Raw genomic sequence first — 14,496 nt, 5'->3', positions numbered from 1 at the left:
TATCAAGGGGAAAACAGTATGAGGGGATATTTCTGAAAAGGAGTGTAAAATATGCCGCGTAATATTCTGTTGTTTATGACTGATCAGCAGCGCACAGATTATGTGGGCTATGCCGCGGACAGCTGCGTTTCCACGCCGAATATCGACTGGATTGCACAGCATGCCCATTTTACTTGCTGCAATACAACCAATCCTATCTGTTCTCCGGCGCGTACCTCGCTTATCACGGGACGATATCCGCGCCAGATTGGCACGCTGACCATGGCAGGTGATCTGTTCCCGCAGATACCGACATTTATGCAGGCCCTGCAGGGTGCAGGCTACAAGACCTACGGCATCGGCAAGTTCCATTATAATCAGACCTATCCGTGGTCTACGCCGAGAGGCTGCGGCATGGATCCGGTGGCAGGAGAACAGGACGAGAAGTCCTACGGTTATGATTTCATCTGGGAGACCGCAGGCAAGCAGCAGGTGGTTTCCAACTACTGCTTCTACGGTGATTATCTGGCGAAGAAGGGCATGCTCGAGCAGGTACGAGACTTTTTCTCGCAGAGCGGCGGCAAAAACGGCGATGTAGCGAACCACAACTATGATAAGGCGCTGCCGTGGCCGTTCGATGAGGAGGATTATATTGACGTGGTTACCGGCCGTGTGGCACGCGAGCAGCTTCGCGCGCATCCGGCGGAGCTGCCGTTCTACATGATGGTGTCCTTCAGCGGACCGCACAAGCCGTATGACGCACCGCAGCGGTATCTGGATATGTTTCCACTTGAGCGGGAGGATGATTTTATCCTGCCGGAAGGACAGATTATTTCGGATGAGGACAAGGAGAGTCTGTATCGTCAGCGCCGTTCTGCAAAGGCGATGATTCGGTTGATCGACGATCAGATAGGTGAAACGCTGGATGTGCTGCGAGAGCGAGGCATGCTGGACGATACGCTGATCGTATTTACCTCGGATCATGGTGATATGCTGGGCGATCACTTCATGATTCAGAAAGGTGTGCCGTGGAAGCAGTCGGTTGGTATTCCGCTGGCGGTGCGTCTGCCGGGTGCAGCGCCTGTTGGTGAAAACACCGCACCGGTTGAAATTTCCGATATTGCAGCAACTGTACTCGATTATGCAGGATTGAATGCACAGCGGGTGCTCAGCAGAAGCTGGCCGGCGTATAACGATATTATTCCGAGCCGTTCACTGCTGCCGGTGCTGCGTGGGGAACAAGAGCGCGTCCGTGATTTTTGCTTTAGCGAAAGCGACTTTACCGAGGAGCGTATCGACGGCGTTTCCATCACTTCAACACCATATTGGCGCGGCGCAGACGGCTGTCGAAGCAATGCGTGGCAGACTATCATCACGGAGAACAGCAAGTACATCAAATATCTCGGCTATAAGCTGGATGAGATGCCGTATGAGGAATTCTACGACCTGAAACGCGATCCGCAGGAGCGTGAAAACCGCATTGCAGATGAAACCTATCGAGAGCAGATCGAACAGGCGCGCCGTAGGCTGTCGTACATGGTGGATCATTATCCGCCGGCGCAGAAAACGTGGACAACTGCCTGTGCGGCAAATCGTCAGACGGCGAAGGACTAAGGGTGTGATCAGGTGCAGAGTATTTGTTTTCTGGTAGCGTTCGGCGCTTGTATCATCGGTAAAATATGCGGTATGGGCGGAGGCGTGATCATCAAGCCTGCACTGGATGCGCTCGGTATTATGCAGGTGACAGAAATCAATTTTCTGTCTGGGTGTACGGTTCTTGGTATGACGTGCTGGTCGGTTGGTAAATCGATGGTGCAGCACGAGTCGCAGATTGATCTGTCGATTTCAACACCGTTGGCAATCGGTGCGGCTGTTGGCGGTATGGCAGGAAAACAGCTGTTTTCTGCTGTGGCCGGTCTGTTTGCAAATGCGGATACCGCAGGCGGTATACAGGCGGCGCTGTTGTGTACCGCGACGTTTGCCACGCTGCTCTATACCATCCGCAAGGACCGATTAACCATGCTTCAAGTGCGTAATCCGGCGGTCTGCGTGTTGATTGGACTGGGATTGGGCATGCTGGGAACCTTTCTCGGTATTGGCGGCGGACCGTTTAATATGGCGGTGTTGTTCTTCTTTTTCTCTATGCCGACCAAGGTGGCGGCACAGAACAGCCTGTACATCATTCTGATCAGCCAGAGCGTTGGCATCATTACCACGGCGGTGACAGGCAGTATTCCGACATTATCTATTATTCTGCTGTGCGGTATGGTGCTGTGCGGCGTACTGGGCAGTGAAGCCGGAGGACGCATCAATAAACGTCTGAGCGACCGGCAGGCAACCCTGCTGTTTGAAGGCTCCATGCTGCTGGTGATGGTGCTCAGCGCGTGCAATATTTATCGTTTTCTGTTAAAATAAAAGCGGAGGAGGGGTGATTATGCCGCCGATCAATATTCTGATCAAGCCTGCATCGTCTGCATGCAACATGGCGTGCCAGTATTGCTTTTACAAGGACGTTGCGGCACACCGGGAGCAGGAGTTCGAGGGAATGCTTTCAATCGAATCAATCGAAAAGGTGATACAGGCGGGCATGGAATATGCCGAGCATATCTGCTCCTTTGCGTTCCAAGGCGGTGAGCCAACGCTTTCAGGCCTGGATTTTTACCGTCAGGTGGTGGTACTGCAAAAGCAGTATGCCAAACCGGGTGTGGAAATTCGTAATGCCATACAGACCAACGGCTACACGATTGATGAGGAATGGGCCGCGTTCTTCAAAGAAAACCATTTTCTGGTGGGATTATCGCTGGACGGACCGGCAGAGCTGCATAACCGCAATCGCACAGATGTGCAGGGAAAGGATACGTTCAATCGAGTTATGCAATCCGTGCGGCTGCTGAAAAAACACAATGTTGAGTTTAATATTCTGTGTGTCGTAACCGGACAGAATGCACGTTCGGTCGAAAAGCTGTATCGGTTTTACCGTAAACAGAATTTCAGATGGCTGCAGTTTATTCCGTGCATCGATCCGTTTGACCGGGCAGATGGTGAGCCATGCTATACGCTGACCGCAGACGGTTATGGTGATTTCCTTGTGCGGCTGTTCGACCTGTGGTTCGACGATCTTCGGCACGGCGAGTATATCAGCATCCGCCATCTAGACAACTGGTTGTCCATCCTTCTGGGGGAGCGGCCGGAAGCCTGTAATATGGCAGGCTGCTGCTCGGTGCAGTTCGTTGTGGAGGGCGACGGCGGTGTGTATCCTTGTGATTTTTATGTGTTGGATGAATGGCGGCTGGGAAACATCGGAGAAACTGGTCTGGCTGATATGCAGAACAGCGAGACTGCAAAAAGATTCGTTCGGCAGTCGCTTGCCGTACCGGAGGAGTGCAAGACCTGTCAGTGGTTCGGTTTATGCCGCAACGGCTGCCGCCGTGACCGAGATATCCTGCCGAACGGCGTAATCGGGCAGAATATTTACTGTACGGCATACAAAAAATTCTTCTCAGAGCGATTCCGTCAGCTGGCACAATCAATTGAGTGCATTCAGCGTATGCAGTATAGGTAAAAGGAAAATCCTCATACCATTTTGATATGCTATCCTCGTGTTTTCTGCCGCTCTTATTATATAGTAAGAAAAGGACCGGAATCTTCCTTCCTTTTGTTTGGCGAAAGGTGTATTTCGCGTGCCACCTCCATCTGGGTGCGTCCCTCGAAAAACCGCAGCCGGATGATGCGGCGCTCGCGGTCGTTCAGGCTGCGCATAGCGTCCCGCAGAGCAATACCGGCCAGCCAGTTGTCATCCGTGTTTTTGGTGTCACCGACCTGATCCATCACGCAGACCGTGTCCGTGCCGTCGTGGAACACCGGCTCGAACAGCGACACCGGGTCGAGTATCGCGTCGAGCGCGAACACGACCTCCTCTTTCGGCACGTCCATCAGCTTGGCCAGTTCCACGATGTCCGGCTCACGCTGGTGCTCGCGGATGAACGCCTCCTTGGCCTGCAGAGCGCGGTACGCCGTGTCGCGCAGGCTGCGCGAGACTCGCATGGCACTGTTGTCGCGCAGGTAGCGGCGGATTTCGCCGATGATCATCGGTACGGCGTAGGTGGAGAAGCGTACGCCGAGTTCGGTATTAAAATTGTCGATGGCTTTCATCAGGCCGATGCATCCGACCTGAAACAGGTCGTCCGGCGATTCACCGCGGCCCTGAAACCGCTGAACAACGCTGAGCACCAGCCGCAGATTGCCGCGGATCAGTTCATCGCGTGCCTGCTTGTTTCCGGCAGCGGATTTTTTCAAAAGCTCGTCCGTCTTTTTTGCGGAGAGCACCGGCAGTCCCGATGTATTCACACCGCAGATCTCAACTTTTGTCTGCATAAAATTCCCTCCTGTTGGTCGTCACTATGAGGATACTATCTGGATTTTCCCCGCGGTCCCGTTCAAATATACCGACGAAATATTTTGCATGGGCCGGAGATTCGACAAATTTCACGTTCGCCTTGTGATATGGAACCGAGAAAGCGTTTTGCGTCCATCAGAAATTCCCTCTTGTGGGAATAGGGGGAAAGGGTGTATAATAAATTCAAGAGAATGCCTGTTTGTGGCGTCACACTGCACACAGGCGATTGAAAACGAAGGAGAATGCAATATGTTTGAAAATCTGATTGCAGCACTCAAGGCTGACAAGCGCAAGATCGTATTCACCGAAGGCCCGGACGCTCGTATCCTCGAAGCGGCTGCACGCCTGAAGAAGGACGGCCTGATGGATTCCATCCTGGTCGGCAATGTTGACGAAGTAAAGGCTGCTGCTGCAAAGGGCGGCTTCGATATCGAGGGCATGGAGATCATCGATCCGGCTACCTACCCGGAGATGGACGCTATGGTAGCTAAGATGGTAGAGCTTCGCAAGGGCAAGATGAGCGAGGAGGACTGCCGCGCTGCACTGTCCAAGGGCAACTACTTCGGCACCATGCTCGTTAAGATGGGCAAGGCTGACGCTCTGCTCGGCGGCGCTACCTACTCCACCGCTGACACCGTTCGTCCGGCTCTGCAGCTGATCAAGACCAAGCCGGGCGCACACCTCGTAAGCTCCTGCTTTATTCTGGTCCGCGAGAAGGACGGCGTAGAAGAGAAGCTGGCTATGGGCGACTGCGCGATCAACATCGACTATCCGGATTCTGTTGATAAGGAAGGCAACGTAACCCTGAAGGGCAGCCAGAAGCTGGCTGAGGTTGCAATCGAGACCGCTAACACCGCTAAGGCTTTCGGCATCGACCCGAAGGTTGCTGTTCTGTCCTTCTCCACCAAGGGCTCCGGCAAGGGCGGCACGGTTGCTCTGTCCCGCGAGGCTACCGAGTACGCTAAGGAGATGAACCCGGAGCTGGCGATCGACGGCGAGCTGCAGTTTGACGCTGCTGTATCCCCGGTTGTTGCTGCTACCAAGTGCAAGGGCTCTCCGGTTGCAGGCCAGGCTAACACCTTCATCTTCCCGTCCATCGAGGCTGGCAACATCGGCTACAAGATCGCTCAGCGCCTGGGCGGCTACGCTGCTTACGGCCCGATTCTGCAGGGTCTGAATGCGCCGATCAACGATCTGTCCCGCGGCTGCAACGCTGACGAGGTTTACCAGATGGCGATCATCACCGCTGGCCTGAAGTAATTTCAGCACACACATAATTGCATAAGTAAGGAATCCGCCGACGTGAAAATTCAATCATGTCGGCGGATTTTGCTTTTTCAGTGGGGAGGGAAAGCGTATGAAACGGAAGATTATAGCTGTTATTGCAGGTATTCTGATTTTTGGATGGGCATATTGGCTTGTGCCGTATTCGCCGATACCGGATACGGTGAATATCACGGAAATGCGGGTGTATCAGCTTGACAGGGGAGAATACGCTGATGATTTCACCGAGCGGGTTGATACAGATACCGTACGCGAACTGCTTACGCATATTCGGGCACGCCGTATACCGAGTCTGCGGCTTGAGGGGATACAGGAAGGCAGTTTTGTCGTTGAGGTGAAATACTGGGATAAAACTATGTGTATCAATCTCGGCGAACCGGGTGGACCGGATTATGTGTATGACGGTATATTGCGTCATACGCTGTGGATGCACAAGGTGTCCGGCGGTGAGGAACTGCTCACGTTGCTGGCGGACAGCTACTACAACAAAGGGGAGGGATAGCGATGAAACGAAGGATAGTATTTGCATTGATAAGTGTGCTGATTTGTGTGGGAGCAGCGGTTTGGCTTGTACCGTACACGCCTATGCCGGATACAGCAGAGATTGTGGACGTGCTGGTACTCCATGTTCATGCGGGAGATACGGCTGAGGACATCACCGGGCAGGTCGATACGAACGCCGTATGCGAACTGCTGCCGCAAATCAGAGCGCGCCGTCTGCCGAGTTATCATCGTGGCATCAGCGAAGACTGCTATCAGATTCAGGTGGTATACGGCGGTAAAACAGTATGTTTCAGCCTCGGTGAACCGAGTTATGCGTATGAGGTCACAGAAAGTATGTCACCGTGGGTGCATAAGCTGTCCGGCAGCGAGAAGCTTCTTGCGCTGCTTGATAAACAATAAAAGGGAGGAACCGACATGAAAAAACGAATCGCATTTGTATTGGTGGGCATACTGGTGTGCGTCGGAGCAGCGGTTTGGCTTGTGCCGTACACGCCTATGCCGGACATGGACGGCTTCTGGAACGTGCGTATCTGGCGCGTCAATGGCGCGGATATGACCGAACTGACCGAGCAGGTCAATCAAACGGCTCTGCGCGAAGCGCTGACACAGGTGCAGGCCAAACGTGTTCCGCGTTCGCAGCATAGCTTCTCGATGGATAAGGTCAGCTACGAAATCATCGCGGTGTATAATGATACGCCGACCTTCCTTAATATCGGTGAACTTAATTTTGTGTACAACGGCAACGGCTGGGTGCATGATTTGAAAAACGGCAGTGAGATTCTTACTCAGCTGGATGAAATTTGCAATTCGTAACAACAACGCTGTGATGCAATCTACCTGAACAGATTACCGTAGGGGCAGACCAATGTGTCCGCCCTTTTTCATAGGTGGCGGTTCGCTTAGGGCGCACACATTGGTGCGCCCCTACGATGCTGTGTATAGCTGAGTAAAATCGGTGCAATTTAGAGAGAAACGGCGGGATGACCCCATCCCGCCGTTCTACAGAGAACACATACGCAAACAAATGCAAAACAAAAGGACTGCCCGTCTCGGTCAGTCCTTTTTACAGCAGCGACAGCTGTCCATCTGCGAGATTTACAATTTTCAGTCCGCTCTGCTCAGCCATATGCACGGTCTGCGCGGTACCGCCTGACCGTCCATCATAGTAACAGATGAGCCTTGACGATGCATCCACCATAAACCGGTTGCGCGCGGCAAAGCACCCGGCGTGATAGCTCCGCGAGAGCGCGTATACCTTATCTGCGGCGAGCAGGCAGCGGTTGAACCGGCGCTTCCACTCGAGCGGAAACCGATCGGCCTGTCCGTCGAACGGCACAGCACACAGCAGCTGCACCGGGAGTGCGGCGCGCGCGCGCAGAACAGCTTCGGCGGCCCACAGATCAAAGCCGGTGGACATGCCGGAGAGAAACCGTGTATAGCCGTCAGCGGCGGCCTCTGCGACCGCAGCATCGAGTGCGGCGAACAACTCGCGCGCAGCGGGACAGTCCTCGTTCCGGAACGGCATTTTTTCAATTCGGTAGCCGGAAAAGCAGCAGGTCACCGGACGCAGATCCGCCATGACACACCCTCCGATCAGAACAAATGTTCTATTTTTATCAGTATACAATAGATGAAGCCAAAACGCAAGTTGTAAATTTGATAAAAAGCTGATATGATAAGTACAGCAAAATCTACCGACACAGGGGAGGGACGCAATGAACGGTCAAAACCGATGGCTATATCTGATCAAGCGCATGGTTTACCGCTTTTTTGATGACGGCATTCCGCAGTCTGCGGCAGAGCTTTCGTATTTTCTGCTGTTTTCCATGTTCCCGCTGCTGATGTTCGTCAACTCCATGCTCGCACAGCTTGACCTGTCAATCGAGGGGATGCAGCCGGTGCTGGAAATGCTGCCGAAAAGTCTGCAGCAGCTCATAGGCGGCTATATTCAGCAGCTGACCAGCACGCCGTCGTTCAGCCCGATGATCGTCGGTCTGGGTCTGACGCTGTATTTCCTGTCCCGTGCGGTGCGCTCAATGATGCGCACGGTCAACGATATTTACCACGTTGAAATCTCGCGCGGCATGGTCAAGGACGTGCTCATTTCGTTCGGTATTACGGCGGGCTTTCTTGTTTCGGTTGTGTGCAGCTTTGTGCTTGTCGTCGCCGGACGAACCATCATCCGCGTTGTACCGAAATATCTGTCGGTGCCGCCGGCTGTGATGGACGGACTGCACGATGCCAGCTTCTGGGTGATGATCGCGTTTATTTTCGTGTTCCTCATGCTGTTCAATAAGGTCGTGCCCAATCTGCACCTTAGGTTCCGCGAGGTGTGGCCGGGGGCGCTGTTCTCGCTGGTAGCGTGGATTCTGGTCTCGCTTGGATTTTCGTTTTATGTGGACAATATGGCGCGGTATTCTGTGCTGTACGGCTCTCTGGCGGCGATTATCGTACTGATGCTGTGGCTGTATATCGTCAGCATGATCCTGCTGATGGGGCCGCAGCTGAATCATACGCTGGTGGTCATGCGCCTGTATCGATTGGAAAATCAGAAGCATTTGTAAGTCAAAAAGGTGCGGACGCGCACTGAAAATAGAGAAAACACGGAGGAAAAGGATATGAAAGTTGTAGCAATCAACGGCTCGCCGCGCAAGGGCGGCAACTGTGCGCAGATGCTCGAGGTGCTCGGCAAGGTGCTCGAGCAGGAGGGCATCGAGTTTGAGGTATGTCAGCCGGGGGCGAAGGTGCATCCGTGCATGGCGTGCTATCACTGCCTGGACAACGGCACGCTGCGCTGCGTGCAGGACGACGACGGTGTAAATGAAATCATCGCCAAGTGCATTGAGGCGGACGGCATCGTGCTCGCATCTCCGGTGTACCACGGCGGCATTGCGGGCGGCATGAAGTGTGTGCTCGACCGCCTGATTCTGGCGGCCGGCTGCGGCGATAATCAGCTGAAGCACAAGGTCGGTGCGGCACTGTGTACGCTGCGCCGTTCGGGCGGCATGGAAACCTACCAGCAGCTGCTCGGTACGATCAACACCATGGAAATGGTTCTCGTCACCTCGGACTACTGGAACGCCGTACACGGCGCAGACAAGGGCGAGGCTGTGCAGGATATCGAGGGCGTTGAAGTCATCGAGAAGCTGGGCCGCAATATCGCATGGATGCTCAAGGTGATCGACAAGGCCGGCATCGAGCCGCCGGAAAGCCGTCCGCGCACGATGATGAACTTTATCCGCTGATCCGTATGGTTATCCGCTAAACAAAAATTGCAGAGGCCGAAAAGGCACAATGAGAAACTCATTGTGCCTGAGGCTGTCGAAAAACTTCGTTTTCCGAACAGCCTCTCGCTCGAAACCACGCTTTCGAGCGAATCTCGAAGAAAAACCGCGTCCTACGGACACATTTTTTCTTCCCTTGTATAAATTCCGAGATACATGCTCCCGGAATTTATGAATTTGCAAAGCAAATTCGATTGAATGCGTGCTGCCGCACGAAGCATAAAAATCGAATATTGCTTTTTCGACAAGCTGAGGCACAATGAGAAACTCATTGTGCCTTTTTGTGCATAAATTTATCAAATTGGTGGGCATATCCTGTGTAACTGCTGAGATATGCGAAAAAATTTACGAATTATTAACGGAACTGTGCAAAAAATGTCATGTAAACGCGAGTGGATTCTGATATAATAAATATATCACACAATGCAGTAAAAGGGAGGAATCATCATGACACCGGAACACGATATTTTACAGGTCACGCCGCGTGTGGAAGCGCTGGCGGCGCTCTGCCGCTCGAACAGCCGCATTGATCCGGAACTGTACCTCAAGTACGATGTCAAGCGCGGTCTGCGCGACGTCAATGGACAGGGCGTACTGGCCGGTCTGACCAACATTTCGGACATTATCTCCCGCAAGGAGGCAGGCGGCGAAATCGTGCCCTGTGAGGGCGAGCTGTACTATCGCGGCATTCGCATTCAGGATCTGGTGCAGGGCTTCATCCGTGACGGCCGCAAGGGTTATGAGGAGGTTGCCTATCTGCTGCTGTTCGGTGAGCTGCCGGATGCCAAGAGTCTGGGCGATTTCAAGGCTCTGCTGGCACAGGGACGCACGCTGCCGACCAATTTCACGCGCGATGTTATCATGAAGGCGCCGACGCATGATATGATGAACAGCCTGTCGCGCAGTGTGCTCACGCTGGCATCCTACGACAGCAACGCGGATGATATCAGCCTGCCGAACGTGCTGCGGCAGTGCCTGATGCTGATTTCGGTCTTTCCGATGCTGGCTGTGTATTCCTATCACGCCTACAATCACTACGAGTGCGGCGGCAGCATGTACATTCACTACCCGTCGGACAGTCTGTCTACTGCGTCCAACTTCCTGCGCATGCTGCGCCCGGATATGCAGTACACGCCGCTCGAGGCCAGCGTGCTCGATCTGGCGCTTGTGCTGCACATGGAGCACGGCGGCGGCAACAACTCGTCGTTCACAACACACGTTGTCACGTCCTCCGGCACGGATACCTATTCGGCTATTTCTGCGGCGCTCGGTTCACTGAAAGGCCCGAAGCACGGCGGAGCGAACTACAAGGTCGTGCAGATGTTCGAGGATATGAAGAAAAACGTGTCGGACACCACGGATGAGCAGGCAGTCGCGGACTATCTTGTCAAGCTGCTGCGCCGTGAGGCATTTGACCAGAAGGGACTCATCTACGGCATGGGCCACGCTGTGTACTCGATCTCGGACCCGCGTGCGCAGGTATTCCAATCCTTCGTCGGTCAGCTGGCGCACGAGAAGGGCAGAGATGCGGATTTCGCGCTGTACACCATGGTCGAGGAGGTGGCGCCTCGGGTTATCGCGCAGGAACGCCACATCTATAAGGGTGTGTCCGCAAATGTTGATTTTTACTCAGGTTTTGTGTATTCCATGCTGGGTTTGCCGCCGGAATTGTACACGCCGGTGTTCGCGATGGCGCGTATCGTCGGCTGGAGCGCGCATCGCCTGGAGGAGCTGATCAACACGGATAAGATCATCCGTCCGGCGTACCGCTGCGTGCAGCCTGCGGAGCCTTATATTTCTCTTAAGGAACGCTAAGACTTAATATAATAAAGAAAGCAGGTGCTGTAAGCGTAAATTACAGCACCTGTTATTATAGATATAAGATTTGAGGCAATACCGCATAATTGAACAAGAGTGATTTGCGAGTGAATTTTGCGTACTGACGAGGCACAGTTTTGCGGTAATACTTGATGTATTACCGTGAAACTTCGGCAGCGCGGACGGAACTCTCGCAAGGAACCGAAGCCAAAGTCAGGACACAAAATTTTCGCAAAGCACCGCGGCTTTAATGGTGCGGTGTTGCCTTAACCAATATTGAGCGCTTCGCGCAGCACCTGCAGGCTGGCGAGATGACCGTCGAGCATGGAGAGCGTCAAATCTTCCATTTCAAGGGAAATCTCATCGTTGTAGCCAGACATGCGGACAACCGAGAAAAACTCCTTCCACCACTTGGCATCGTGTCCCGCGCCGACGGCAACATAGTTCCACGAGCGGCGGGCAAATGCGTCGATCGGCTTGGTATCCAGCATGCCGTTCGGCTGCCAGTAGCGGCGCTCCGGCCGCGAATCCTTGCCGTGAATATGGTAAATCGCGCCGTGCTCACCGAGCACGCGGGCCGCTTCGATCGGATCGCCGCCCATCCAGAACAGGTGGGACGGATCGAGGTTCATGCCGATCATCGGACCGACAGCCTCACGCAGACGGAGCAGCGTTTCCGGGTTGTAAACCAGCTGCATACCGTGGTTTTCGAGCGCAATTCGCTCGATTCCGCAATCCTCCGCCAGCTTAACAAGGTTTTTCCATGCGGGAATCGCAACCTGATTCCACTGGTAATCCAGAATGTCCTGCGTCTCGGGCGGCCACGAGGTCGTGATCCACACCGGCGTTTTATCACCCTCGCAGCCGACCGGCAGACCGCTCATCATAACGATCTTCTTTACTCCGAGCTGATGCGCCAGCTCGAAGGTTTTCTTGGTTACATCCATGTCCTTTTCATACGCGAGCGGGTTGCCCGAGCAGTTGAGCGCGCACAGCTCCAGTCCCTTTTTACGCATGGCGTCATACCATTTTTCGCGGGCGGTCTTGTCGCTTACCAGAAGGTCGAGGTCACAGTGCGGCGCACCCGACCAGTTGCCGGTGCCGATTTCAATAGCGGCAATTTTCTGCTCCACGCAGAAGTCGAGCATCTGCTCATAGGGTATATCCAGCGTGCAGGTTTTGATAGCAAGCTTCATTTTCACATTCCTTCTCTCTTGTATGGTGCGGTGACTTTTTATTCGGTGTACTGTAATTTTACCACATTGTAACCTTTTCGTGCAAGACATCTATCCAAAATATGCCCAAATCCGCCTGCATTTTACCGTGAATTTATGGGAAAATTGCCGTAAAAACTGCAAAAATGCACAATGCACATAACGGGTTTTTCGAACGGCAAAGCGGAAAGCTGTCAATCTGCACAAGGAAGATAGTGTCGAACTAACCACTTCCAACAAAAATGACAAGAAAGGCTTGTCAAACCAGTAAGATTGCATTAAAATATTACCAGAACGTTGGAGCGTTCCTAAGTCCCACAGCAGTGGGAACCGACCGCAGAGCAGACAATCTGAGAGACTGTTTGCTCCGTATGAAAAAGGAGAGAGGTTTTTATCATGAAGAAGAGATTACTTGCTATGCTGATGACTGGCGCTATGGTTGCAAGCCTTGCAGCTTGCGGCGGCGGTTCTTCTACCCCGGCTAACGACACCCAGAAGGATGGCGGCGATAAGGCTGGCAGCACTTCCGGCTGCTCTGTTGACGTTATCCTGAAGACGACTGCTTCCGAGTACTGGAGCTACGTTAAGGCTGGCGCTGAGGCTTACTCCAAGGACAACCCGGACGTAAAGGTTGAGGTTAAGGGCGCTACCTCCGAGACCGCTTACGACGAGCAGCAGAATATGATCGAGACCGACCTGAACTCCGGTGCATACGATGCATTCGTTATCGCTCCGCTGCAGGCTGACCTCGTTAAGACCCTGATCGCTGGCCAGACCGCACCGATCGTTGCTGTTGATACCAACATCGACGCACCTGAGGTTCTGTCCTTCGTAGGCACCGGCAACGAGGATGCTGCTGCAATGGGCGGCAAGGCTGCTGTTGAGGCTGCTAAGGCTGCTGGCTGGGATAAGGTTCAGGCAATCGCAATTTCCGGTGTACAGGGCGACGGCACTGCTACCGCTCGTCTGACCGGTTATGAGAAGGGCGTTACCGAGGCTGGCGGCGAGTTCCTGAAGGACGAGATCCAGTACGCTGACGCTGTTGCTGATAAGGCTGCTACCTCGATGGAAGCAATCATGCAGAACCATCCGAAAGGCGTCGCTATCATCGTCTGCAACAACGACGATATGGCTATGGCTGCTGCTCGTGCTGCAAAGGGCAACGCTGCTTACGAGAAGACCATCTTCGTTGGCTTCGACGGCATCCAGTCCGCTTGCAACGCTATCCTGTCTGGCGAGGAGACCATGTCCGTTGCTCAGGAAGCATACGACATGGGCTACAAGGCAGTTGAGGCTGCTGTAAAGGCTGTTAACGGTGAGAAGCTGGAGAAGTTCATCGACTCCGGTTGCTCCGTTGTCAACAAGGATAACGCTCAGGAGCGCCTGGATACCCTGAAGGGCTACATCGGCTAAGCAATCCCATCCCACACGCTTGTGGTTTTCCATTAGTTCCAGCATTTAAGTGAACGAGAAGAAACCCCTGCTCGATTTTAATCTCTGCAGGGGTTCTCTTTTCAAACATGCTCCCGCGGACAAGAAATGGTAAAGAGCTTGCACTGGGCAGGCTTTTCCTTAGGGAACTGAACCGAGAACAGTTTACTTTGTCCCGCACTTCATCTCGGAGAAGAAAAGGTGATATGCAAATGAGTGAATACGTAGTAGAACTGAAAAACGCGACCAAGCGTTTTCCGGGCGTAGTGGCTCTGAAAAACATGCAGCTTTCCGTCAAGCCGGGCGAGATCCTCGGCCTGATCGGTGAGAACGGCGCAGGCAAATCTACGCTGATCAAGGTGCTGACTGGTGTACATCAGGCAGACGAGGGTCAGATTTATGTAGACGGCGTTGAGCAGCATTTTAAGGACCCGAACGATTCGGCAGCGGCTGGCATCGCGTGCGTATATCAGGAGCTTAACATTGAGAAGCTGCTGAGCATTACTGACAACATTTTCATCAACAAGTGGATTAAAAAGGGTACTCTGCTGGATTACCCGACCATGCACAAAAAGGCAAAGGAAGT

General features: G+C 53.4%; 15 protein-coding genes. 12 read left to right on the top strand and 3 right to left on the bottom strand.

Annotation, left to right across the window (positions count from 1 at the left end):
• The first annotated feature begins 51 nt into the window (after positions 1–51).
• From IEY11_RS04825 to IEY11_RS04815, 3 genes are read left to right on the top strand one after another with little or no spacing between them, the layout of a single operon-like run.
• Positions 52–1,593 carry a sulfatase family protein gene (locus IEY11_RS04825; protein ID WP_188885959.1) on the top strand — a complete coding sequence of 514 codons (1,542 nt, stop codon included), beginning with the start codon at positions 52–54 and terminating at the stop codon, positions 1,591–1,593.
• Between the two features lie 12 nt (positions 1,594–1,605).
• A complete protein-coding gene (locus IEY11_RS04820) occupies positions 1,606–2,394 on the top strand; it encodes a sulfite exporter TauE/SafE family protein (protein WP_118479096.1) in 789 nt (262 codons plus the stop codon).
• Positions 2,395–2,413: 19 nt separating this feature from the next.
• Positions 2,414–3,541 carry an anaerobic sulfatase maturase gene (locus tag IEY11_RS04815; RefSeq protein ID WP_188885958.1) on the top strand — a complete coding sequence of 376 codons (1,128 nt, stop codon included), beginning with the start codon at positions 2,414–2,416 and terminating at the stop codon, positions 3,539–3,541.
• Positions 3,542–3,597: 56 nt separating this feature from the next.
• On the opposite strand, the gene sigG is transcribed toward IEY11_RS04815, so the two are convergent.
• Complete coding sequence (gene sigG / locus IEY11_RS04810; protein WP_188885957.1) at positions 3,598–4,353, bottom strand: RNA polymerase sporulation sigma factor SigG; 756 nt, start codon at positions 4,351–4,353, stop codon at positions 3,598–3,600.
• Between the two features lie 271 nt (positions 4,354–4,624).
• On the opposite strand from sigG, the gene pta reads away from it, so the two are divergent.
• From pta to IEY11_RS04790, 4 genes are all read left to right on the top strand, one after another.
• Positions 4,625–5,635 carry a phosphate acetyltransferase gene (gene pta / locus IEY11_RS04805; protein ID WP_110436271.1) on the top strand — a complete coding sequence of 337 codons (1,011 nt, stop codon included), beginning with the start codon at positions 4,625–4,627 and terminating at the stop codon, positions 5,633–5,635.
• Between the two features lie 97 nt (positions 5,636–5,732).
• Complete coding sequence (locus IEY11_RS04800; protein ID WP_117489606.1) at positions 5,733–6,161, top strand: hypothetical protein; 429 nt, start codon at positions 5,733–5,735, stop codon at positions 6,159–6,161.
• A 2-nt stretch (positions 6,162–6,163) separates the two neighbouring features.
• On the top strand, positions 6,164–6,562 hold the full coding sequence (locus tag IEY11_RS04795) for a hypothetical protein (protein ID WP_147323780.1): 399 nt from the start codon (positions 6,164–6,166) through the stop codon (positions 6,560–6,562).
• 15 nt (positions 6,563–6,577) lie between these two features.
• Positions 6,578–6,976, top strand: a complete 399-nt coding sequence (locus IEY11_RS04790) for a hypothetical protein (RefSeq protein WP_117489610.1) — start codon at positions 6,578–6,580, stop codon at positions 6,974–6,976.
• 250 nt (positions 6,977–7,226) lie between these two features.
• On the opposite strand, the gene IEY11_RS04785 is transcribed toward IEY11_RS04790, so the two are convergent.
• Positions 7,227–7,742, bottom strand: a complete 516-nt coding sequence (locus IEY11_RS04785; protein WP_117489612.1) for an SLOG family protein — start codon at positions 7,740–7,742, stop codon at positions 7,227–7,229.
• 136 nt (positions 7,743–7,878) lie between these two features.
• On the opposite strand from IEY11_RS04785, the gene IEY11_RS04780 reads away from it, so the two are divergent.
• The 3 genes from IEY11_RS04780 (at position 7,879) to IEY11_RS04770 (ending at position 11,262) form a co-directional block, all read left to right on the top strand.
• Positions 7,879–8,727, top strand: coding sequence for a YihY/virulence factor BrkB family protein (locus IEY11_RS04780; RefSeq protein ID WP_117489614.1), 849 nt, complete (start codon positions 7,879–7,881; stop codon positions 8,725–8,727).
• Between the two features lie 54 nt (positions 8,728–8,781).
• Complete coding sequence (locus IEY11_RS04775) at positions 8,782–9,408, top strand: flavodoxin family protein (protein WP_118284858.1); 627 nt, start codon at positions 8,782–8,784, stop codon at positions 9,406–9,408.
• Positions 9,409–9,894: 486 nt separating this feature from the next.
• Positions 9,895–11,262: a citrate/2-methylcitrate synthase gene (locus IEY11_RS04770; protein ID WP_188885956.1), complete on the top strand. Its 1,368-nt coding sequence runs from the start codon at positions 9,895–9,897 to the stop codon at positions 11,260–11,262.
• A gap of 269 nt (positions 11,263–11,531) precedes the next feature.
• Here the strand turns inward: IEY11_RS04770 and IEY11_RS04765 are convergent, their stop codons facing one another.
• Complete coding sequence (locus IEY11_RS04765) at positions 11,532–12,461, bottom strand: sugar phosphate isomerase/epimerase family protein (protein ID WP_188885955.1); 930 nt, start codon at positions 12,459–12,461, stop codon at positions 11,532–11,534.
• A gap of 414 nt (positions 12,462–12,875) precedes the next feature.
• Between IEY11_RS04765 and IEY11_RS04760 the strand changes: the two genes are divergently transcribed.
• Together IEY11_RS04760 and IEY11_RS04755 are read left to right on the top strand one after the other, a co-directional pair.
• Positions 12,876–13,892, top strand: a complete 1,017-nt coding sequence (locus tag IEY11_RS04760; protein WP_188885954.1) for a sugar ABC transporter substrate-binding protein — start codon at positions 12,876–12,878, stop codon at positions 13,890–13,892.
• A gap of 230 nt (positions 13,893–14,122) precedes the next feature.
• The coding region (locus IEY11_RS04755; RefSeq protein WP_188885953.1) for an ATP-binding cassette domain-containing protein at positions 14,123–14,496 on the top strand (374 nt) is incomplete at its 3' end.

The organism is Butyricicoccus faecihominis (assembly GCF_014648015.1).
Classification (GTDB): domain Bacteria; phylum Bacillota; class Clostridia; order Oscillospirales; family Butyricicoccaceae; genus Agathobaculum; species Agathobaculum butyriciproducens.
The sequence above is the reverse complement of the archived record's forward strand: the minus strand, read 5'-3'. Positions and strand labels throughout refer to the sequence as shown.